This window comes from Paenibacillus jepli (assembly GCF_047238105.1).
Classification (GTDB): domain Bacteria; phylum Bacillota; class Bacilli; order Paenibacillales; family Paenibacillaceae; genus Paenibacillus_D.
In genome coordinates, this window is sequence record NZ_JBDFMD010000001.1 from 4,078,228 (window position 1) to 4,100,420 (window position 22,193).

Below are 22,193 nucleotides of genomic sequence, written 5' to 3' on the forward strand. Positions count from 1 at the left end.
ATGAATAAGCTAAAGGTTATGACAGTAGTGGGGACCAGGCCGGAAATCATAAGATTATCATCTGTAATAGCTAAGTTAGAAGGATCTGCTGCCATAGACCACATATTAGTACATACAGGTCAAAACTATGATTATGAATTGAATGAAGTTTTTTTTAATGATTTCAACTTGAAGAGACCGGATTATTTCCTCAATGCCGCTTCAGGAACAGCAGTGGAGACAATAGGGAATATATTAGTGAAGATTGATCCTGTCCTTGAAGAAGTTAAACCGGATGCTTTCTTGGTACTAGGAGATACAAATAGTTGCTTGTGCGCAATTGCAGCAAAAAGACGACAAATTCCTATTTTTCATATGGAAGCAGGGAATAGGTGTTTCGATCAAAGGGTGCCTGAAGAGACGAATAGGAAGATTGTGGATCATATATCAGATATTAATCTCACCTATAGCGATATCGCAAGAGAGTATCTTTTAAAAGAAGGAATTCCAGCAGACAGAATAATCAAAACTGGTAGTCCAATGTTTGAAGTTCTTAATTCAAGGAAGAAAGACATTGAAAAGTCAGATATTTTGGAGAGATTAGAACTTGAGAAAAAAAAATACTTTGTTGTTTCTGCTCATAGAGAGGAGAATATCAGTTCAGAAAGAAATTTTATGGATTTAGTTGTTAGTATAAATGCAGTAGCGGAAAAGTTTAATATGCCTGTGGTTTTTAGTACGCATCCTAGAACTAGAAAAATGATTGATTTGAAAGGAATTAAATTTTATCATTTGGTTAGAACGATGAAACCTTTAGGCTTTAATGACTACGTAAAGCTTCAAATAATGTCTAAAGCAGTTCTTAGTGACAGTGGAACTATTAGTGAGGAGTCATCTATCCTTAACTTTAGAGCTCTTAATATACGACGAGCCCATGAAAGACCGGAAGCTATGGAAGAAGCTTCCGTAATGATGGTGGGTTTAAATAAAGATAGAATAATGCAAGGGCTAGAGGTACTAGAGAATCAACATAATAATGATCTACTTGTTGTTCAAGATTATTCGGCGCCCAATGTTTCAGAAAAAGTTCTTAGAATTTTATTATCGTATACGGATTATGTGAATCGGCATGTATGGGGGAAATGAGTATAGAATGAAAAAGCCATTGGTAAGTGTTGTTATACCATATTTTTCACATGTAAATTGGCTTATTGAAGCTTTAGAAAGTGTAGAAAAACAAGATTATGATAATCTCGAAGTAATCCTAGTTAATGATGGGTCAAAGGACAATTTAGAATGTTTACTGAATGAATTCAAAATTAACATCACCTACTTATTCAAGGAAAATGGAGGGCCTTCATCAGCTCGAAATTTAGGAATGGAGAAATCTAAGGGGAAATATATAGCGTTTTTAGACTCAGATGATATTTGGCTCCCTAATAAGCTCTCAACTCAAATTTCCTTTATGGAAAAGGAAGGATATGTTTGGTCTCAACACTCGTATATAATGTTTTGGGAGAATAATGATAGATCCAAGATAATTGATACTTCTATTTACAATGGCAATGTTTTTAGAAGCTGTTTTATTTCCTTTAAGGTTCAAACATCCTGTTTTATTGTGTTGAAAAGTGCAATTGATAAAAATAAAATATATTTTCCTCTTAACAGACGTTATGGCCAAGATGGTGATTTTTATAGGAAACTAGCGGAGCGCTTTCCTTTAGGTACTATAAATGGAGTTTTTTCTAAATTCAGAATCAGAGGAACTAATGCAGGTTTTCGTGCAAAAGTTCAATTAAGTGATAAATCCCTGACATGGGAAAACATCAAGACTAATCAAAGGGTTTTGAAAATGTTGCCTTTTAACGTTAAAATGGGATACAAAATCGCTTCGATATTTAGTGCAATAATAAACAAAGCAACAAATATATTTCGCCTAAATGAAGATCTTGTAGAAAAAATCTCGAAAGCATTTTATGTTATACCATATTTGTTGTTTAAAATCTCAGCAACAAGAAAGTAGAGTGCAGATGATTGTTCAAATACAAAAGGGGGCAAATTAAAAAGTGGGATTGGCTCCTAACGAAATAGAGATTAGAAGAATTCTTAATAAACCAATTAATTATCTAATGATTTACCTCTTTGGATTGCTTGTTTTATACAAATGGGGTCCAATGACTTGGAACACTCAAAATTCAATCTTGCTATACACATATTTAATAATGTCAAATTTATTAATTTTTCTCGGTTATAAATCTACTATCAACAAGATCGTTAAATTTAACGGCAATGAGAAAGCAAGTAACTACTATATTTTGGATGAAAAATTTGTTTTAAAAATAATTCCTTTTGTTGTTATAATTAAATTAATAATATCTTTTCTTTTTTTAATTAGAGTAATTGGTTCCACTGCCATTTCATTGGATTATATTATGACGAGTTTTATAAATGGGTTGGTTGATGCTGGTTCTCAATATAATTCTAAATTTGCTAATGAGAATGCGTTTGGAGGTAATGTTCTTGCGCCAATATATACACTGTTATCGCCAATCACATGGCCAGTCATCCCTCTAACGATTATATATTTCAAAAAGTTGAGTATGGTTAATAAGTTGCTGGCTTCCTTAATAATTGTTTTAGAAATTGTTACTTGGGTTTCAATAGGTACCAATAAAGGTATAATTGACTTGATTATTATAGTTGCAACAGTAACAATGCTAAGACGATGGCAATATAAGGTTACTCATTTCCAAGAGAAGACTATACCGAAGAAAAAAAGAGTAAGAGTAATTCTATTAATATCTATAGTTTTAATTATGGGTTTGTATCTATTCTCTAACAATATATCTTCCAGGATTAATAGCAATTTCGAAACGCTTTCAAACATTACCAATGGAACTGGTGTAAGTTATGATACACCAATTATGAAAATAACCCCAGATAATATTAAACCATTGATGGTTTACGTGTCGGTATATTTGACTCAAGGTTACTATGGACTTTCATTAACACTAGATGAGCCTTTCGTTCCGATGTTTGGCTTAGGTAATTCGAACTTCTTGTTAGTGAACTTGGAACAAATTTTTAATGTTAACTTAAGTCAATATAGTTATCAATCTCGAATTGCACATAAAGGATGGCATTCAGAATTAAACTGGCATAGTATTCACACGTGGTTAGCAAACGATATTTCATTTTTTGGCGTGTTATTTTTAATGTTTTTTATAGGAAAATATTTTGCTAATGTTTTTTATAGGAGCCTTGTCTTAAGAGATCCTGTTGCATCAATTTTATTATGTTTAATTGTAAGCTCATTTTTTTATTTTTCAGCTAATAATCAAATTTTATCTACACCTTCAACTTTTATGACTTTTTGGGTAATGAACTTTCTCTGGTTTATCAAAAGATTGAACAAAAATAATTTTTCTAACAAATAAAAAGAGAACTGATAGGGAAAAAGAGTAAATATGAATCTAATTATCAAAAAGTCCTTAAGAAATTTTAAGTTTGTATTTTTTGCACAAGTGCTGACCATGTTTTTTGGCTTGTTTAGTTCTATAGTTATACCAATGATTTTAAGTGTTGAAGATTTCGGGTTCTGGCAATTGTATTTATTTTACGCTTCTTATGTAGGTGTATTTGCACTAGGATTTAATGATGGTATTTATTTGAGATATGGAAGTTATGATTATAATTCCTTGCCTTTTGGGAAATTGAGGACTTCTACTCGGATACATGTTTTGGTTTTAGTAGTTTTCACTCTTTTGTTTTATTTCCTGTCCTTATTCGAGGATAGTTCAATGAAAAGTTTCGTACTATATGCAGTGAGTTTAAACATTATAATTATGGGTTTGAATGGAGTTCTGGTATATATATTTCAAATAACAAACAAAATGAAAGAATTCAGTTTGTTTCTTGTAATCCCAAAGCTTTTGTTTTTAATATCGTCATTTTTATTCTTGTATTTTGAAATATTTGATTTGAAGATTATAATTTATGCTGACATTATATTTAAAATAATTGTTGTAATACTAATGATATATCTTAGTAAAGAATTATGGGTAGGGCCAAATAGCAAATTTAAACTAGCTTTCCGAGAATATATCGATAATGTATCAGTAGGAATTATGCTGATGATAGCACAGCTGTCGGGCATGTTAATATTAGGAGTAGGAAGATTCATAGTTGAAATGATGGGTAATATTAATGAATTTGCTTATTATTCTTTTGGTATTACAATCACTAATTTTGTTTTGGTCTTTATTACATCAGTAAGTTTAATTGCATACCCTACTCTAAAACGACTGGAGGAGTTAGATTACCCCAGTTACTTTAATAAAATAAATGAAGTTCTAAGATTAATTAGTTATCTAGTTCCTATTGTTTACTTTTGCTCTATACTCGTCGTCAATAAATTATTGCCAGATTACTCGCCTGTTTTGAACTATTTAAACATTTTGTTTTGTATTATTATTGTACAAGCAAAAATGCAGCTATTAATAAACACATTCTTTAAAGTTTTAAGACAGGAATTAGAGGTAATGAAGACGAACATTATCGGACTAGTGGTGTTTTCAATACTAGCTCCTATTTTATACTCATTTACCTTAAGTGTATGGTATATAGCTATCTCCACACTATTAATCATGGTTTGGAGATGTTATAAATCAGAAGTGTTTTTAAGGAAACTTATTGAAATTGAAAATTCAAACAAGATTTTCAGTGAACTCTTGTTTTTAGTTTTGTTTGTAGTCCTGACAAGTTTACTGAACATATATGTTTGTTTGGTTCTTTATTTATTATTTGTTTTAATGTATGTAACAAAATATATTGTTAAAAAAGAGATTGATTGGCGGTGAAGATGATTTCAAAAAAACCTCATTATGTATTTATGTTAGGTGATTACTACCCGAATTACTCAGCAAATGGACTTTGCGCCAAAAAGATAATAGAAGTTTTAAAATCAAAGACTGATATCACTGTTATTTGTTATAAAAGCATCGTGAACTTGCCTACTGAGGAAATTGTTGATTCACAGAGGATCATACGTATAGAAACAACTGAACATAAAATAAGGAATAGAATAAATCACGTACTTAGTGACGAAGAAAGCGGAAAGTTAAAAAAGAAAATTCATTTGGCTTTACTGAGAGTTATTCAACTAACAAGGTATGCAAACTCAATATTTTCTAAACGGAATATCAAAAAAACATACCATCAAGAATTTCTGGAAGCACTAAATAAAATTAAGGATCCAATTGATGTAATTATTCCTTTTTGTTTTCCTTTTGAGGCTATCTATGCAGCGTTGGCGTATAAACAGAAATACAACAGAGCTGTATCAGTTATTCCTTATTTATTTGATAAGTTTAGTGTTAGCGAAACACTTCATAGAACTAGTTGGAACAAACGATTGAAGTTAAAGTCACACCTAAATCTTGAGAAAAGGGTTCTGATTGAAAGTAATAAGGTTTTTGCAACATTTGATTGGAAAAATCATTTATCTGAAAACTTTCCAGATCACATGGGGGGAATCACTTTTACTAACATTCCGGCTTTAACCGAAATAAAAAGTGGGAAAGTTGTTAACTATGACAATGATAAAGTAAATATCGTATATGCAGGTGCTTTGAATCGGAAGAATCGGTCCCCTTTGTACACATTAAAAATCATTGAAAGAATTACTAGTACTAATAAAAGCATCGTGTTTCATATTTACTCAAAAGGTGATTGCGATGAGATAATAAGAAAATACGTGGACAATAATCCAGTCAATATTTATAACCATGGTAGTGTTAATACCGATAGTGCGTATGCAGCTTTGAAGGCTAGCGACTTCCTTATGTCTATAGGTAATTTTGATATTACTCAAACTCCAAGCAAAATTTATGAATATATGGCGCTGGGTAAGCCGATTATTCATATGTACCATAAGGATCAAGATCCTATAATAGATTTGCTTGAATTATATCCTAAGTCAATTTGCATTAAGCAGCAAAAAGATATAAAAGAAGAAGATGTCTCAAAACTAATCGAGTTTATAATAGGGAATAAAGATTGTACTGATATACAATTCAAGGAAATTAAAAAACTATTTATTAATGCTACCCCAGAATGGACTGCAGATTTAATTATAAATAGTACTAAAAAAAGAGGAGAGCTTGCGTGATACACGCATAATCTTTCCTTAACACTGGAATGAACTTCTTGCGATTTAAATGGGATTCAAAGTTTTTCTAGTGAAAAAATTTTGAGTTGTTAATCATACATATTCATCTGACATTAATTAAACCGCTAGAGGTGAACCATGAAAATCCGCAAAGCCATCATCCCAGCCGCCGGCCTGGGGACACGCTTCTTGCCGGCCACCAAGGCGCAGCCCAAAGAGATGCTGCCGATCGTGGACAAGCCGACCATCCAGTATATCGTGGAGGAGGCTATCGCCTCTGGGATCGAGGATATCATCATCATCAGCGGGCGGAGCAAGCGTGCGATCGAGGATCATTTCGACAAGTCGTATGAGCTGGAGGAGACGCTGCTGAAGAAGGGCAAGCACGATCTGCTGGAGGAAGTGGCCGCCATCTCCAATATGGCCAATATCCACTATATCCGCCAGAAGGAAGCGCTCGGACTGGGTCACGCGATCGCCTGCGCCAGCTCCTTCATCGGCCATGAGCCGTTCGCGGTGCTGCTGGGGGATGATATCATCCAGTCGCCTACGCCGTGCCTGAAGCAGATGATCGAGGTGTTCGACCGGTATCATTCGTCCGTGGTCGGGGTGCAGCCTGTCGAGGGGGCAGAGGTGTCCAAGTATGGGATCATCGATCCGAAGGGGCAGGAGATCGAGCCCCGCGTGCTCAACGTCCAGGCGCTGGTGGAGAAGCCGCAGCCCGATGATGCGCCATCCAACTATGCGATCATGGGGCGCTATGTGCTGCGGCCGGAGATCTTTGGCATCCTCGCTTCGCTTCCTGCAGGCGCGGGCGGCGAGATCCAGCTGACGGATGCGATCAATCAGCTCAATCGGACGCAGGCTGTCCTGGCCTATCATTTCGAAGGCCGCCGTTATGATGTGGGGGACAAGTTCGGATTCGTGAAGGCGACGCTCGATTTCGCGCTCCAGCGTGAAGACCTGCGGGACGAGGTCGCCCAGTACCTGAGACAGCTGCATGACCAAGGGGCATTCTGATGAAAGCCCACAACTACCTATAGAGCGAGGAGTGACGCGCACGTGAAGATTACAATCGCCGGTACCGGCTATGTCGGCCTCTCCAATGCGGTGCTCCTGGCGCAGCACAACGAGGTCATCGCCCTGGATATCATCCAGGAGAAGGTGGATATGATCAACAACCGCCGCTCGCCGATCATCGATCCCGATATCGAGACCTTCCTGTCGCAGGAGGAGCTGCAGCTGACGGCGACGACGGACAACTATCTGGCGTTCAAGGATGCGGAGTATGTCATCATCTCCACGCCGACCAATTATGACCCGGAGCGCAACTACTTCAACACCCGCAGCGTCGAGGCGGTCATCGCCAGCGTGCTGTCGATCAACCCTGATGCGGTGATGGTGATCAAGTCTACGGTTCCCGTCGGCTATACGGAGAAGGTCCGGGAGAAGTTCGAGACGGAGAATATCATCTTCTCGCCGGAGTTCCTGCGGGAAGGCAAGGCGCTGCACGATAATCTCTATCCGTCGCGGATCGTCGTCGGCGAGCAGTCGGAGCGTGCACGGCGGTTCGCGGATCTGCTGGTGCAGGGGGCGAAGAAAGAGGACATCGACGTCCTGTTCAGCGGCTCGACTGAGGCCGAGGCGATCAAGCTTTTTGCCAATACGTATCTGGCGATGCGTGTCGCCTTCTTCAATGAGCTGGACTCGTATGCTGAGGTGCGGGGTCTCAACACGCAGCAGATCATCGACGGGGTGGGGCTCGACCCGCGCATCGGGACGCACTATAACAATCCTTCCTTTGGTTACGGCGGTTACTGCCTGCCCAAGGATACGAAACAACTCCTGGCCAACTACGAGGATGTACCAAACAACATCATGGGGGCCATCGTCGAGGCCAACCGGACGCGGAAGGACCATATCGCCGAGATGATCCTGCAGCGCAGTCCAAAGATCGTGGGGATCTACCGGCTGACGATGAAGATGGATTCGGATAATTTCCGCCAGTCGGCGATCCAGGGCGTGATGAAGCGCATCAAGGCGAAGGGGATCGAGGTCGTGGTCTACGAGCCGGCCCTGACGGAGGAGACGTTCTTCAACTCGCGGGTCGTCAATGATTTCAACCTGTTCAAGGAGATCTCCGATGTCATCGTCGCCAACCGGCTGTCGAGCGACCTGGAGGATGTGGTGGAGAAGGTTTATACGCGGGATTTGTTTAGCCGGGACTAAGGATGAGGATAGCATTTGCATTTGTTCGTGAGAGGCTCTTGGATTTGTTGAACTGAGAGCCTCTTTTTTGTGTTTCGCTGGGACGAGGGCGATTAGCTGGTATAATGAGGAAAGGAAAGACCGACCGTGGGGACCGCAAGTTCCTTGGATTTAGCTTTCAATCTGGCCTGGCTAGCGTACCATGATCTTTGTCACTGTACCATTCATTATTCACTCCTTCCTTATGTTCATAGTTTGGATTGCTGTTCTTTACATAGGGTGAGGGGGTATGTTAATGTGTATACAAAGGAGTTGATTTCATTGGATCAAACCATACTTGAATCTATGTCATGTGACCATACATGCTCAACCGAGCGGAAAAGTCATCACTCAGAGAAAACAAAGAAAGGTCTAATTCATCGATTGAACCGAATTGAAGGCCAAGTACGTGGGGTTAAAGGGTTAATCGAGCGTGATACGTATTGTGATGATGTATTGAATCAAATTGCTTCGATTCAATCGGCTCTCAATGGTCTGGGAAAGCAGCTTTTAGAGCATCATTTGAAAAGCTGTGTCATTGAACGCATTGAAGAGGGTGATCATGAAGTGCTGGATGAACTGCTAACGACAGTTAACAAGCTAATTAAATAAGGGAATAGGGGGATAATTGATAAAAAGACTCCCCCTTTTTAGTTTAAGCTGCCATCTTACGGCAAGCTTCCGCACAGCGGAAACAGGCTTCTGCACAGCGCTTGCAATGCTCATGGTGTTCATGCTTAGCACATTCATTTCCGCAAGCCTCGCAGATCTCAGCGCACAAACGGCAGATCTCTTTTGCAAATGGACTATTCCTAGACATCGCCGCTGCTGCCATCGCACAAATATCTGCACACTCGCGATCAAGACGGATACAATCAACCATCATATTCACGTTATCTTCCTTCAGACAAGCATCAAAACAGTGATTACATTCCTGCATACATCTCAGACATTCTTCGATACACGTCTTGAATTGTTCATGCATGGATAGTCACTCCTTCATTTTATAGGCTCCAGTATAGTATACCCCCGTTTCCTATAATCAAATCACTTTGCTGTCTTAAGGTATGCAACGGCAACTTCAAGGGGAAAAAGAACAGTGACGTTGAAAAGTGCTGAAGAAGATACAGTATTTTCTTTCGATATACATTGACATAGGGTAAGGGGGTATAGTATTGTCTAATCATCTAATAAAAATGGAGGCGTTAAAAATGGAACAAGTAACTTTAACTGTACAAGGTATGTCCTGCGGACATTGCGTCAATTCCATCGAAGGCGAGGTCGGCAAGCTGGACGGGGTGAGTGCGGTCAAAGTGCATCTGCAGGAAGGAAAAGTAGATGTCACCTTTAATGGCGATCAAGTAAATCTTCAAGCCATAACGGAAGTTATTGAAGAACAAGGCTACGAAGTAGCTTAAACAAACAGAAGAGATCGTGTCCTTTGGGGCACGATCCCCTTTTTAAAAAATGCATACCCCGGGTGGGTATGCTGTGAGGTGAAGGACAGTGGAATCGAGTAAAGAAGTGAGCTTGGACATCCAAGGCATGACTTGTGCCGCGTGCGCGAACAAGATCGAAAAAGGCTTGAACAAAATCGAAGGTGTCGTTAGTGCGAACGTCAACTTCGCTATTGAGAGAACGCGGGTTGTGTATGATCCGGACAAAACCAATGTGAAAGCCGTCGAAGAGAAAATTGAGAAATTAGGTTATCATGTACGACATGATAAACAAACCTTTGATATAACCGGCATGACCTGCGCTGCCTGTGCAACGAGAATTGAAAAACGATTGAATAAAATCGATGGCGTGTCGCAGGCTGTCGTTAACTTTGCTCTAGAGAATGCCACCGTCGATTATGATAAAAATCAAGTGACGGTTAACGATATGGTCGAATCCGTGAAAAAGCTTGGATATACCCTGAAAATTCAAACATCCAAAGAGGAAACGGCCAACAGTAAAGAAGAAGAAATCCGTCACCAAACGGGAAAATTTCTTTTCTCCGCGATATTGACGTTGCCCTTATTGTGGACAATGGTGACACACTTTGAATTTACCTCATTTATTTATTCGCCGGATATGTTCATGAATCCCTGGGTGCAGCTAGCGTTAGCGACGCCGGTGCAATTCATTGTCGGGGCCCAATTTTACAAGGGAGCGTACAAAGCCTTGCGAAATGGCAGTGCCAACATGGATGTTCTGGTTGCCTTGGGTACATCCGTCGCGTTTTTGTACAGTATCTTCCTCGGCTATGAGTGGCAGGCACAAGGACAGGTCGGTATGCCTGAACTCTACTTTGAAGCCGCAGCTGTGATTATTACGTTGGTCATTCTCGGAAAGCTATTTGAAGTCCGCGCCAAAGGCAGAACCGGTCAGGCTATCCAGAAGCTGCTAGGCATGCAGGCAAAAACCGCTCGCGTTATACGAGACGGAGAAGAGCACGAAATTGCGATTGAAGAAGTCATGGTAGGCGATACGATCATGGTGCGTCCAGGCGAGAAAATTCCCGTGGATGGTAAGATCCTGAAGGGACAATCTGCTGTTGATGAATCCATGATTACGGGCGAGAGTATCCCCGTCGATAAAAAGCCGGGTGATGTCGCCATCGGCTCAACCATGAACAAAAATGGAATTTTGACGCTACAGGCTACTAAGGTTGGGAAAGACACCGCCCTTGCTCAAATTGTGAAAGTCGTCGAGGAAGCGCAGGGCAGTAAAGCAGATATTCAACGTGTCGCAGACCGGGTATCCGGCATTTTTGTCCCGATTGTCGTGGGAATCGCGATCGCAACGGCCTTTGTCTGGTATTTTATTGTTGAACCTGGCGATGTGCGGTCTGCCCTGGTACCGGCAATCACAATTTTGGTTATCGCTTGTCCGTGCGCGCTTGGCTTGGCGACCCCCACATCGGTTATGGCCGGATCGGGAAGAGCTGCTGAATTGGGCGTGCTATTCAAAGGCGGAGAACACTTGGAGAATACTCGAAACATCAACACGATTGTTCTGGATAAGACGGGGACGGTTACCAAAGGTAAACCTGCATTAACCGACGTTTTTCCGGAACAGGGTTTCGCTGAAGAAGAAGTGCTTGCCCTGGTCGCCTCCGCTGAAAACGGCTCAGAGCATCCGCTGGCGGAAGCCATCGTCAACGGGGCCAAAGCAAGGGGGATCCAAATCACAGAGGCGGATTCTTTTGAAGCCATCCCGGGCTACGGCATTCAAGCGGCTATGGGTGGAAGAAAGGTTTTTGTGGGCACCCGTAAGTTCATGCAAAAACAAAATATTGATGCCGCTTCCGTAGAAATCACGATGTCACAGCTCGAGTCGGATGGCAAAACCGCCATGCTGATCGGTGTGGACGATCAATTGGCTGGTGTGATTGCAGTTGCGGATACGGTGAAAGACACATCGAAAGCAGCCATCGAAAGAATGCATGAGCTTGGTCTGGAAGTTATCATGCTGACAGGAGATAACCAGCGCACTGCACAAGCGATCGCCAAACAGGTCGGAATCGACCGGGTAATCGCAGAAGTCGTCCCGGAACAAAAAGCGGATGAAATAAGGAAGCTTCAACAGGAAGGCAAAAAAGTCGCTATGGTCGGAGACGGCGTGAATGACGCGCCTGCGCTGGCAGTCGCCGATATCGGCATGGCCATGGGCACCGGGACGGACGTCGCCATTGAAGCAGCCGATGTTACACTGATGCGTGGGGATTTGCACAGCGTGGCCGACAGTGTACAGATCAGTGCCAAAACGATGCGCAATATCAAACAGAACCTGTTCTTTGCTTTCTTCTATAATACCGCGTCCATTCCCGTTGCCGCGATCGGGTTATTGGCTCCCTGGGTAGCCGGTGCGGCGATGGCCTTCAGTTCCGTATCGGTTGTACTCAATGCGCTTCGCTTACAGCGGTTGAAACTGAGAGGAGGCCGATGAAGATGTCTATTAAAAAATGGATTTCCTTTGGCCTGGTCTACGTGGTCATCGTGGTTGCAGGGTACAGTATCGTGACAGGGCTAAATCCACTGGCAAGCGGCGAGCTGGATCACGATGGCCATGCCGCTCCAAATCGTCTCGAGGAGGAAGAAGAGAGAGATCATCACGCGCATAACCAACAGGGTCACGGGCATCACCATGGTGAATCCGACGTGGAGGTTGACGTCACCTATAACGATCAAAAGGTTATCATAAGCGTGAGAGGCGTGAAATCCACATGCCTCTGAAAAAATTTGCTGTAACACCTGGTTTTGGTGTAGGCGGCACACTATTTCAGCCACAACAGCTTGCCTTGTTGGGGGAGATTGTAGGCGATGACGCACAAATTGAAATGACGCCATTTAAACAGCTCTATGTCGCTGTAGAAGAAGAGAAACTAGAGGACATCAAAGCCCAATTAAGGACAGCAGGGCTGGATATCCAAGAAGCCTGCTTCTACACGAAAAATCTAATCGCTTGCAATTTTTGTAGGGGCGAACAAGAAGCCGGCTTGGACATTGCGAAAACGCTAGACCGAGCTGTAGCTGGTCATCCCGTGCCGAGTCCAATTAAAATTGGCTATGCTGGTTGTGCCCTTGGAACAAGTGAGCCACTGTTGAAAGACATATCAGTTGTGAAAATGAGAGATACGTTTGATCTTTATGTCGGTGGCGAAGCTAAAGGGCTTAAAGCGCGGCTCGCAAAACTTCTGTTTTCCGGGCTTACTGCTGATCAGCTGACTCCTGTTCTTATGCGCTTAATTCAAGATTACCAACAAAACGGTAAGAAGAAAGAAACTTATGCACGGTATACGGATCGTATAACGCTAGATCGATTACGAAACCACTCAAGAAATGGTAGGGAGCGACATGAAGACCATTTTAATCGTTGATGACGAAGCGAATATTCGTGAAGTGATTGGCTCTTACTTGCAAAATGAGGGCTTTCGAACAATTGATGTTGAGACAGGTCGTGAAGCCATCGAATGTGTGCAAAATCAGGTGGTAGATTTTGTGATTTTGGATCTAATGTTACCGGACATGGAGGGCGAGCGCGTGTGTGAGGCGATCCGGCAATTCCATTCCGTTCCGATTTTAATGCTTACCGCTAAAGTATCCCAGAACAATCGAATTAAGGGGTTAGCAGTGGGAGCCGATGATTATGTAATCAAGCCATTTGATCCCAGAGAAGTCGTAGCGAGGGTCCGCACCATATTACGGCGTGCAGATGATGATGTGCTTCTGGCAGATCGAATGTCGTTTAATCGGGGCGAACTGATCATTGATTCATTAAAGCAGCAAGTTTTCCACTCAGGTAATTGTGTAAGTCTGACGCCAAATGAATACAAGATTTTGCTTGTCCTTGCCAAATATCCACAGCGCTCCTTTTCAAGGGACGAGCTAATTGAACGCGTATTAGGCCATGACTTTGAAGGGGATATCCGTACCATTGATCAGCATGTAAAAAATCTGCGGTATAAAATTGAAAACGATCCGAAGAATCCAGTTTACGTTGTTACTGTATATGGATTTGGGTATCGTTTTGCAGGTGGATTACGATGAATCGGCGGCTCTATATGAGGTTCGCGCTTATTATTATTGGCATCACTGCAGGGATTGTGTTTGTTTCTAGTGTGAGTCTGATTTTCACTATGCATTATCATTTCCAGATGTATCAGTCGCAAGCCGCTGTAGTAAGTCATGATGTAACCGAGTTAAACTACCATTTGGAATTAGCACTCTTGCAAACGATTTTATGGACATGCGTGGTATCGATCGTATTGGCCATTGTGCTGGGCATATATGTAGCAAAACGGATCTCGTCACCGTTGGTGCACATGAAACATGTGGCAGAGCAGATGACGGTGGGAGATTGGCATGCACGGGTTTCGCTTGCTGGCAAAGATGAATTAGCTGAACTGGGAGCGTCCATTAACACCTTGGCTGCTCAATTAAAGCACCAGGAGCAATTGAGAGTGACAATGACGGAAAACATTGCCCATGAGCTTCGAACGCCATTAACGACGCTTAAAAGCCATGTGAGGGCTCTTAAAGACGGAATTTGGGAGCCTACGCCCTCACGTATCCATACGTGTTATATTGAAATTGAACGCTTAACCGATTTGGTTGCCGAACTGGAAGATTTAACGCAACTTGAATCGCCAGGTTTTCAATTGGTGCGCAAGGAAGAACGACTTGCGAAAGTCATTGAACGGGCTGTGAATATAGTCGATGCATCTTATCGAGAGAAGCGCGTCCACCTGAATTATTCAGTCGGTTCGGAAATTAGAGTACTCATGGATCAAGACCGGATGATTCAGGTTTTTGTGAACTTGTTAAGCAATGCACTCAAATTTACATCCGCACAGGGTCATGTAAGCATTTCAGCTAAAGAAGCTTATGGTGGAATTGAGATTGTAGTTGAGGATTCTGGTGATGGAATTCCTTCTGAAGACCTTCCCAATGTGTTTGAGCGGTTTTACCGTGCAGATAAATCGCGAAGTCGCAATACGGGTGGGAGCGGTCTGGGGTTAACCATTGTGAAACAACTCATTACAGCTCACGGTGGACACATTAACGTAGAAAGCGAGCAAGGAACAAAATTTACAATTCGACTTCCAAAACTTCTATAAATGAATCTACACAAGTTCTTCAAAAGTGTAAGGTAGATTTGGTGTGTAGCAAAAAACGAAAGGGTGGTATAGGCCTTTTTTGTGTGGGGAAGTTCGCGCATTCCTCCAGTAGCAGAGGAGTAACCGGTAGTGAACTGTCTCAAAGTTATTGGGCAAAAACGTATGTATCTGCGAGGCGCCCGGTGGCAGAAAAGTCGATGGGCAAGTTTATATAATTAATGGATAAGTCTCGTTTGCAAAAATGAATTCCATTTGCATGACTGGATAGGAATAGGGGGAGACTTTGGGAGTTACGAGACATAACATAAGGAGTGGAAAAATGAGGAAATCACTGCTTTTACTTTGTCTGGCTGCTACACTGGTGCTAAGTGCATGTGGTAATGGTAATAACGAAGCACCAAATAGGACAACTAATGAAACGAATAACCCGAACGGTGGTGTGCAGAATGGTGGGCATGATGGCCACGCCGACATGGACCATTCAAGCTCAGGCGAGGTTCCAGAAGGGCTACAGCCTGCCTCCAATCCGACATTTCCTGTTGGTAGCGAGGCTGTCATTGTAGACGCGCATATGAGCGGTATGGAGGACGCCGTAGCCGCGATAGTCGGTGCCTATGACACGACGGTATACACGGTTTCTTACACCCCTACAACCGGCGGTGAGCGCGTGACGGACCATAAGTGGGTCGTTCATGAAGAAATCAAGGATGCAAGCAGTGAACCGTTTAAACCCGGCGATGAAGTTGTTTTGGAAGCTGATCATATGACGGGGATGGAAGGGGCTACTGCGACGATTGATTCTGCGGAGCAGACTACCGCCTACATGGTTGATTTCACATCAACAACAAGCGGTGAAGAAGTGAAGAACCATAAATGGGTGACGGAGGAAGAGTTAGCGTTACCTTATTAGCAGCGGGCATCCGGCTCTGGGTTCGGATTTGTCAAATCCGTTAGGTATCGTGAAAATCAGCAGCTGTGGGATAATCGGGAGCTGTTTCCCTCCATCGCCGCAGGAGAACAGAAGGAGCCCCAATCGTAGCAGGTTATCCCACCCCAATGGAGCGCTGCCATGAACCCCACAGAAGACATCTGGATCTTCCGCAGCATCCGTCGGCTGACGATTGGGGAGGAGATAGCGGCTGTATCCCCTGCGCTGGTTCATCATCTTCATCTCTAGTGCGGGCGCGGCACTGTAAAAATCCTCATGTCACGCCTTCGCCTGGGGGTAGGACGTGTGGTAAGCAGTGGGATTCGCTTATGACTGTTTATACGAAACGAACATAAAGCCATCACTATTATCTACCCAGGAATAGTAAGTTGTTGAAGTATTGTTAGAGCCGTTATCGGGATCTTTAACGCCGAACTCAAAAACTCCTCCAGACGTTCTGTACGCATTTCCTGTCTGCCAATGCCAGTTTACCTCCGCATCCACCCAGGGAAACCACGATAACGTGTCCCACATTACTAATGGTGGTCTTGAACTTATAATTCTATCTTTAAATTTATCGATAGCCCCAGAAGAATCGGCATTCACGGACGTTGCAGTCCAACCGCTCATGTACATGTTAAGCAGCGTTTTAAAAGAAGGGATCATCAAAATGGCCACAACCATAACTATTGCAAATACTCGTTTTAACATCCCTCCACTCCCTTGATTAGAGATTATAAAGGCTATTTTTGTTAGACAGTGGATCGTTCTTAATTATTTTTGGAAAGTCTATCTTTTTCAAACTCATAAGCTTCATCTATTTCTCTGGTGATGTTATTTTGACCGATGTAGAAACGGATTTCTGGCTCGTTTTTAGGCGTTGCGTTGGAATGATAGGTTCTGTGCATGATATCGAAAGTGATTTTTTCAACAATGAATTCTTGATTGTATTTTTCTTCTAAATACCGTTCGAACTCACCTTTCAATGTATAGTATTTTAATGGGTTGCCAAAAAAAACAAAGATCACAAAACTGATTAATAAAATGAAGAAAACGATCCAAATTGACTTTCTCGTTCTACTCATTTGATTATCCCCGCCATTCAAACAAGATTTACAGTAGTAGTCCCCCGCTTTTTTTCTTCCATTTTAAAATTTCAAATGAGTATATAGGAAGAAAGGTTTAACCTTCGCCCGGCACAGTATAACGGGATCATCGCCCTGGATATCATCCAGGAGAAGGTCGATCTCATCAACAACCGCCGATGACCCGGAGCGTAACTACTTCAACACCCGCAGCGTCGAGGCTAACCGGACCCGGAAGGACCATATCGCCGAGATGATCTTGCGGCGCAGTCCGAAGATCGTGGGGATCTACCGGCTGACGATGAAGATGGATTCGGATAATTTCCGCCAGTCGGCGATCCAGGGTGTGATGAAGCGCATCAAGGCCAAGGGGATCGAGGTCGTGGTCTATGAGCCGGCGCTGACGGAGGAGACGTTTTTCAACTCGCGTGTCGTCAATGATTTCAACCTGTTCAAGGAGATCTCCGATGTCATCGTCGCCAACCGGCTGTCGAGCGACCTGGAGGAGGTGGTGGAGAAGGTGTATACGCGGGATTTGTTTAGCCGGGACTGATTGGAGAGAAGATCGTTCATTCACTAGAGGTTCTTGCGCTGCGCAGCGTGAGGGCCTCTTTTGTTGTGCATGAGCCGGGTGAAATCATTAGACCCGCATTCAACTGGTCCTGTATGTGATTTCATATTCTTTCATAGTTCTTTCATAGCGATCTAGTATAGTGAGGAAAGGCTCTTGGTATCCGGAGACAAATACGAATGTTTGAGGGAGGAGAATGGTTTTGCAAAGGATTGTACCGAAGTTCGTCCTTTTTTTGGTTTTCCTGTTAGTTTTCTCGATTTCTACCCCCGGCCAACCCGTCCTGGCGGATAATTTCGGTGATTATACGTACACGAATCATGGAGACGGGACGGCAACGATTACCGACTACAATGGTACGGCTACGGAGGTGGACATACCTGGGACATTGAATGGGCTGACGGTCATTGGATTTGGGCTAGATGCTTTCAGAAGCAAGGGACTAACTAGTGTTACCATTCCTGACAGTGTAAACACTATTGGAGTTCAGGCTTTCGCGTACAACAACTTGACGAGTGTCACCATCCCGGGAAGTGTGACGACGATTGCAAATAATGCTTTCGCTGTCAATTCACTAACCAGTGTCACGATTTCGGAGGGTGTGACGACGATTGGTGATGGTGCATTCATGAATAATAGTCTGACCAGCGTCACCATCCCGGCTAGTCTAACGTCGATGGGAATTAATGTATTCCGTGACAACAATTTGACCAGTGTCACCTTCCCGGATAATCTAACGTATATCGGGGAAAATGCATTCTTGAATAACAGTTTGACGAGTGTTACCCTCCCGGATAGTCTAACGTATATCGGGAATAGTGCATTCTTGAATAACAGTTTGACGAGTATATCGATCCCGGATAGCGTAACGACAATTGGAGGTGGAGCATTTCAAGCAAACAATTTTACAAGTATCACGATCCCGGACAGCATAACGGAAATTGGAGAATATGCATTCTCCTATAACCAACAACTGGCCAGTGCGATAATCAATGGCAGGGATACGATAATCAGAGCGCATGCTTTCGAGGGTAATCAATCCCCCCCGGCTAATCTAACCATTTTCAGCTATGTTTCATCTTCGGCCCAAAATTATGCTGCGGATTACGGACACACCTTTTATGCCTTCACTGACCTAATTAGCCTGACGCTGAGCGAAGGCAGTTTGAACCCCGTCTTTGCATCCGGCACGGAGACCTATACCGCTTCCGTTGCCAATAGCGTGAATACAATCGAAGTCACACCGACCGTGGGCGCCGGGACATCGTCGGTGACGGTCAACGGCGAGACGGTAACTAGCGGTAGCGCTTCTGATCCGATCGCCCTGAACGTCGGTACGAACACGATATCCGTGGAAGTGACGGCGCAGGACAGCACGACGAAGACCTATACGATTGAAGTAACGCGGGCCGCTTCCAGCAATGCGAACTTGAGCGACTTGGCGCTAAGCGAGGGCAGCCTGGATCCCGCGTTTGCTCCGGGAACGGAATGGTATAGCGTCTCAGTGGCCAATAGCGTGACTGCAATCGAGGTCACGCCGACCGTGGACGCCGGTACATCGTCGGTGACAGTCAATGGTGAGACGGTAACGAGCGGCAGCGCCTCTGACCCGATCGCGCTGAATGTCGGCGCGAACGCGATCACCGTAGTGGTGACGGCGGAGGATAACTCGATCAAGACGTATACGATCACTGTGACGCGGGCCGCGTCCAGCAATGCGAATCTGAGTGGCTTGACGCTGAGTGAGGGCAGTTTGGATCCCGCGTTTGCAGCGGGCACGGAGGCGTACACCGCTTCCGTTGCCAATAGCGTGACTGCGATCGAGGTCACGCCGACAACAGCTGTCGGGACCTCGTCCGTGACGGTCAACGGCGAACCAGTGACCAGCGGCAGCGCCTCCGACCCAATCGCCCTGAACGTCGGTACGAACACGATATCCGTGGAAGTGACGGCGCAGGACAGCACGACGAAGACCTATACGGTCATCGTGACACGGGCAGCATCCAGCAACGCAGACTTGAGCGGCTTGATGCTGAGTTCGGGCAATCTCGATCCCGCGTTTGCTCCGGGAACGGAAGGGTATAGCGTCTCCGTGGCCAATAGCGTGACTGCAATCGAGGTCACGCCGACCGTGGAAGCCGTGACATCGTCGGTGACGGTTAATGGCAATGCGGTAACGAGCGGCAGCGCCTCTGACCCGATTGCGCTGGACGTCGGCGCCGCGAACACGATCACTGTGGAAGTAACGGCGGAGGACAGCACGACGAAGACGTACACGATCACCGTAACGCGGGCCGCGTCCAGCAACGCGAATTTGAGCGGCTTGACGCTGAGTGAGGGCAGTTTGGATCCCGTCTTTGCTCCGGGAACGGAAGGGTATAGCGTCTCCGTGGCCAATAACGTGACTACAATCGAGGTCACACCGACCGTGGACGCCGGTACATCATCGGTGACGGTCAATGACGATACGGTAACGAGCGGCAGCGCCTCTGACCCGATCGCGCTGAATGTCGGCGCGAACGCGATCACCGTAGTGGTGACGGCGGAGGATAACTCGATCAAGACGTATACGATCACTGTGACGCGGGCCGCGTCCAGCAATGCGAATCTGAGTGGCTTGACGCTGAGTGAGGGCAGTTTGGATCCCGTCTTTGCTCCGGGAACGGAAGGGTATAGCGTCTCCGTGGCCAATAACGTGACTGCAATCGAGGTCACGCCGACCGTGGAAGCCGTGACATCGTCGGTGACGGTTAATGGCAATGCGGTAACGAGCGGCAGCGCTTCGGACCCGATCGCGCTGGACGTCGGCACGAACACTGTTACCGTGGTGGTGACGGCGCAGGACAACACGACGAAGACCTATACGATCACCGTGACGCGGGCAGCTAGTGAATCTTCTGGAGGTGGTAACCATATTCCTCCGAACCAAGACAATGATTCTTCCGAAGATGACATGGACGGAGACGATAATCCTCCTACAGACGACCAAACGCCAGTTGATACAAAGTATGTCATGACGTTATCGAATGAGGAGAACGCGTCCCACACGTTTACCTTTGATCAGGGAGATTTGCTGACGGACGTCATCGCATTGGATGGCGGCAGCTTGCAGCCGGGGAATTCTCTGGACGCTTGGAACCTGACGATTCCTGCGCAGACCATACGGGCTCTTGTGGCCTATAACCCCGAAGGAACGGTGCGTTTGCAGACCTCTATCTCAGCTTACGACCTGCCGGTATCCGTATTTTCCGGGATCAATGCAGCCGGCGTGACCGAAGTCACGCTGCGCATTGGGCGTGTCGATCCAACGATCTTGCAGGAGATGGAGCAAGCAGCGGCGGCGATCGGCGCACGATTGGCTGCTGTTCCGGTTGAGACGGAACTGGCAGTGATAACTTCTGATGGCAAGCGGGTCGTGCAGCGTTACGCGCAGTATGTCTCCCAGACGCTAGCTTTGAACACCGCTGGCGATCCGGATCAGCAGACCGGGGTCCGTTATCATCTGCCGGAAGGGACATTCCAATTCGTGCCGTCCCGGATCGATGGTGCAGAAGCCACGTTACAGAGCCGTTCCGGCGGCATAGAAACTGTGCTGGTCCAATCGAAAACGTTTGTAGATGTGGATGGTATATGGTCGGAAGAGGTGATCAAACGGTTGGCCTCCAAGCTGATTGTATATGGTAAGGACGAAGGGCGTTTCGATCCGGACACGTCGGTCACGCGTGCGGAGATGACAGCGATGCTGGTCCGATCGCTGGGTTTGCAGACGGATAAGGCCGAACAATCTCACTTTAGTGATGTGAGCCCGGCAAACTGGTACGCAAGCGTGGTGGCTGCAGCTGCCAGGGAAGGGATGGTGCAGGGGGACGGAACCGGCAAGTTCCGCCCCGAAGAGCACATCAGCCGAGAAGAAACGGTCGTTATGATCGTGTCGGCGATGCGATACGCCAATATCCAGTCGAAGCCAGACGTATATGTGGACCTCTCCTTTTATCAGGATAGCGATCTGATCTCGTCCTGGGCGAAGCACGCGATGGCCGAAGCGGTACAGGCTGGATTGATCTTAGGCAATGAGGAAAACCAGCTTATGCCGAAAAAAAATACCTCCCGAGCGGAAGCAGCCGCTATGATCGACCGCTTGCTGCGGACGATCGGATTCATCGATTGATGCTTTGAAAGGGAGCTTTTTTACACGGAAGGAATCCTGAACGGGATTCCTTCTTTGTCATTGTTTAGGGAATGATGCAACACTTAAAATGTAGATAGGTAGGACGACGGAGTATGGAAAAAGACCGCTGAGGGTAGTACTCGCTCACGAACGGACACAGTAGCTCTTATTTCGAGCATGGGCGTGTTTTTAGAGCTGCTTGCGGACAGAGGATCCGTTATCGGTCTGTAATCGGGTGCTAACGGGCATAAAACCAGTACTTAACGGATCGTGTGTCCGTAGGGCCTGCTCCGAGTAGGGTTTTGAGCATACTTCGATGAAATAGAGCCACCATTCCGGTGATGAGTGAGCCACCCCTCCGGTGGGGGGAGCCACCTGTGGTAAGGATCACAACGCAACGCTAAGAAATCGAAATCAACTGTGTTATAATTCGGTTACAAGG

General features: G+C 44.9%; 19 protein-coding genes and 1 pseudogene. 17 read left to right on the forward strand and 3 right to left on the reverse strand.

Annotated features, from left to right (window positions below; all coding sequences use genetic code 11):
- From wecB to ABC336_RS17790, 8 genes are all read left to right on the forward strand, one after another.
- Positions 1-1,125, forward strand: coding sequence for a non-hydrolyzing UDP-N-acetylglucosamine 2-epimerase (wecB, locus tag ABC336_RS17755; protein ID WP_413239912.1), 1,125 nt, complete (start codon positions 1-3; stop codon positions 1,123-1,125).
- Between the two features lie 7 nt (positions 1,126-1,132).
- Positions 1,133-2,002 (forward strand): glycosyltransferase family 2 protein, encoded by an 870-nt coding sequence (locus ABC336_RS17760; RefSeq protein WP_413239913.1) that lies wholly within the window; start codon positions 1,133-1,135, stop codon positions 2,000-2,002.
- A gap of 43 nt (positions 2,003-2,045) precedes the next feature.
- The gene (locus ABC336_RS17765; RefSeq protein WP_413239914.1) at positions 2,046-3,416 is read left to right on the forward strand and encodes a hypothetical protein; all 1,371 of its coding nucleotides are present in this window, start codon (positions 2,046-2,048) and stop codon (positions 3,414-3,416) included.
- A gap of 30 nt (positions 3,417-3,446) precedes the next feature.
- The gene (locus tag ABC336_RS17770; RefSeq protein WP_413239915.1) at positions 3,447-4,838 is read left to right on the forward strand and encodes an MATE family efflux transporter; all 1,392 of its coding nucleotides are present in this window, start codon (positions 3,447-3,449) and stop codon (positions 4,836-4,838) included.
- Positions 4,835-6,148: a glycosyltransferase family protein gene (locus tag ABC336_RS17775; protein ID WP_487247457.1), complete on the forward strand. Its 1,314-nt coding sequence runs from the start codon at positions 4,835-4,837 to the stop codon at positions 6,146-6,148. The genes ABC336_RS17770 and ABC336_RS17775 overlap by 4 nt, the downstream gene beginning before the upstream one ends.
- A gap of 138 nt (positions 6,149-6,286) precedes the next feature.
- Positions 6,287-7,168 carry a UTP--glucose-1-phosphate uridylyltransferase GalU gene (galU, locus tag ABC336_RS17780; protein WP_413239916.1) on the forward strand — a complete coding sequence of 294 codons (882 nt, stop codon included), beginning with the start codon at positions 6,287-6,289 and terminating at the stop codon, positions 7,166-7,168.
- A gap of 42 nt (positions 7,169-7,210) precedes the next feature.
- Entirely contained in the window at positions 7,211-8,377 is a 1,167-nt protein-coding gene (locus ABC336_RS17785; protein WP_413239917.1) for a nucleotide sugar dehydrogenase, read from the forward strand.
- 324 nt (positions 8,378-8,701) lie between these two features.
- Complete coding sequence (locus ABC336_RS17790; protein WP_413242545.1) at positions 8,702-9,007, forward strand: metal-sensitive transcriptional regulator; 306 nt, start codon at positions 8,702-8,704, stop codon at positions 9,005-9,007.
- A gap of 43 nt (positions 9,008-9,050) precedes the next feature.
- Here ABC336_RS17790 and ABC336_RS17795 read toward each other — a convergent pair whose 3' ends face one another.
- Positions 9,051-9,380 (reverse strand): four-helix bundle copper-binding protein, encoded by a 330-nt coding sequence (locus tag ABC336_RS17795; RefSeq protein WP_413239918.1) that lies wholly within the window; start codon positions 9,378-9,380, stop codon positions 9,051-9,053.
- Between the two features lie 226 nt (positions 9,381-9,606).
- Between ABC336_RS17795 and copZ the strand changes: the two genes are divergently transcribed.
- From copZ to ABC336_RS17830, 7 genes are all read left to right on the forward strand, one after another.
- Positions 9,607-9,813, forward strand: a complete 207-nt coding sequence (copZ, locus tag ABC336_RS17800) for a copper chaperone CopZ (protein WP_413239919.1) — start codon at positions 9,607-9,609, stop codon at positions 9,811-9,813.
- 88 nt (positions 9,814-9,901) lie between these two features.
- Entirely contained in the window at positions 9,902-12,328 is a 2,427-nt protein-coding gene (locus tag ABC336_RS17805) for a heavy metal translocating P-type ATPase (RefSeq protein WP_413239920.1), read from the forward strand.
- A gap of 2 nt (positions 12,329-12,330) precedes the next feature.
- Positions 12,331-12,615, forward strand: a complete 285-nt coding sequence (locus ABC336_RS17810) for a hypothetical protein (RefSeq protein ID WP_413239921.1) — start codon at positions 12,331-12,333, stop codon at positions 12,613-12,615.
- Positions 12,606-13,259, forward strand: a complete 654-nt coding sequence (locus ABC336_RS17815; protein WP_413239922.1) for a nitrite reductase — start codon at positions 12,606-12,608, stop codon at positions 13,257-13,259. The genes ABC336_RS17810 and ABC336_RS17815 overlap by 10 nt, the downstream gene beginning before the upstream one ends.
- Positions 13,237-13,929, forward strand: coding sequence for a response regulator (locus ABC336_RS17820; RefSeq protein WP_413239923.1), 693 nt, complete (start codon positions 13,237-13,239; stop codon positions 13,927-13,929). The genes ABC336_RS17815 and ABC336_RS17820 overlap by 23 nt, the downstream gene beginning before the upstream one ends.
- Complete coding sequence (locus ABC336_RS17825) at positions 13,926-14,999, forward strand: sensor histidine kinase (RefSeq protein WP_413239924.1); 1,074 nt, start codon at positions 13,926-13,928, stop codon at positions 14,997-14,999. Before ABC336_RS17820 ends, ABC336_RS17825 begins: the two co-directional genes overlap by 4 nt.
- Positions 15,000-15,318: 319 nt before the next feature.
- The gene (locus tag ABC336_RS17830; RefSeq protein ID WP_413239925.1) at positions 15,319-15,909 is read left to right on the forward strand and encodes a YdhK family protein; all 591 of its coding nucleotides are present in this window, start codon (positions 15,319-15,321) and stop codon (positions 15,907-15,909) included.
- 345 nt (positions 15,910-16,254) lie between these two features.
- Here the strand turns inward: ABC336_RS17830 and ABC336_RS17835 are convergent, their stop codons facing one another.
- Positions 16,255-16,638, reverse strand: a complete 384-nt coding sequence (locus ABC336_RS17835) for a hypothetical protein (RefSeq protein ID WP_413239926.1) — start codon at positions 16,636-16,638, stop codon at positions 16,255-16,257.
- A gap of 59 nt (positions 16,639-16,697) precedes the next feature.
- Positions 16,698-17,012, reverse strand: coding sequence for a YfjL-like protein (locus ABC336_RS17840; RefSeq protein ID WP_413239927.1), 315 nt, complete (start codon positions 17,010-17,012; stop codon positions 16,698-16,700).
- 211 nt (positions 17,013-17,223) lie between these two features.
- Between ABC336_RS17840 and ABC336_RS17845 the strand changes: the two are divergent.
- Both ABC336_RS17845 and ABC336_RS17850 read left to right on the forward strand, forming a co-directional pair.
- Positions 17,224-17,565 (forward strand): annotated as a pseudogene (locus tag ABC336_RS17845) (UDP binding domain-containing protein); the annotation flags it as partial.
- Positions 17,566-17,779: 214 nt separating this feature from the next.
- Positions 17,780-21,751 (forward strand): cadherin-like beta sandwich domain-containing protein, encoded by a 3,972-nt coding sequence (locus ABC336_RS17850; protein ID WP_413239928.1) that lies wholly within the window; start codon positions 17,780-17,782, stop codon positions 21,749-21,751.
- Positions 21,752-22,193: the final 442 nt, after the last annotated feature.

Bases quoted from the DNA above. Each gene is read 5' to 3' on its own strand.
- ABC336_RS17825 (WP_413239924.1), top strand. From the start codon at position 13,926: ATGAATCGGCGGCTCTATATGAGGTTCGCGCTTATTATTATTGGCATC.
- ABC336_RS17810 (WP_413239921.1), top strand. From the start codon at position 12,331: ATGTCTATTAAAAAATGGATTTCCTTTGGCCTGGTCTACGTGGTCATC.
- ABC336_RS17770 (WP_413239915.1), top strand. From the start codon at position 3,447: ATGAATCTAATTATCAAAAAGTCCTTAAGAAATTTTAAGTTTGTATTT.
- copZ (WP_413239919.1), top strand. From the start codon at position 9,607: ATGGAACAAGTAACTTTAACTGTACAAGGTATGTCCTGCGGACATTGC.
- galU (WP_413239916.1), top strand. From the start codon at position 6,287: ATGAAAATCCGCAAAGCCATCATCCCAGCCGCCGGCCTGGGGACACGC.
- ABC336_RS17760 (WP_413239913.1), top strand. From the start codon at position 1,133: ATGAAAAAGCCATTGGTAAGTGTTGTTATACCATATTTTTCACATGTA.
- ABC336_RS17840 (WP_413239927.1), bottom strand. From the start codon at position 17,012: ATGAGTAGAACGAGAAAGTCAATTTGGATCGTTTTCTTCATTTTATTA.
- ABC336_RS17795 (WP_413239918.1), bottom strand. From the start codon at position 9,380: ATGCATGAACAATTCAAGACGTGTATCGAAGAATGTCTGAGATGTATG.
- wecB (WP_413239912.1), top strand. From the start codon at position 1: ATGAATAAGCTAAAGGTTATGACAGTAGTGGGGACCAGGCCGGAAATC.
- ABC336_RS17850 (WP_413239928.1), top strand. From the start codon at position 17,780: ATGGTTTTGCAAAGGATTGTACCGAAGTTCGTCCTTTTTTTGGTTTTC.
- ABC336_RS17820 (WP_413239923.1), top strand. From the start codon at position 13,237: ATGAAGACCATTTTAATCGTTGATGACGAAGCGAATATTCGTGAAGTG.
- ABC336_RS17830 (WP_413239925.1), top strand. From the start codon at position 15,319: ATGAGGAAATCACTGCTTTTACTTTGTCTGGCTGCTACACTGGTGCTA.
- ABC336_RS17790 (WP_413242545.1), top strand. From the start codon at position 8,702: ATGTCATGTGACCATACATGCTCAACCGAGCGGAAAAGTCATCACTCA.
- ABC336_RS17835 (WP_413239926.1), bottom strand. From the start codon at position 16,638: ATGTTAAAACGAGTATTTGCAATAGTTATGGTTGTGGCCATTTTGATG.
- ABC336_RS17815 (WP_413239922.1), top strand. From the start codon at position 12,606: ATGCCTCTGAAAAAATTTGCTGTAACACCTGGTTTTGGTGTAGGCGGC.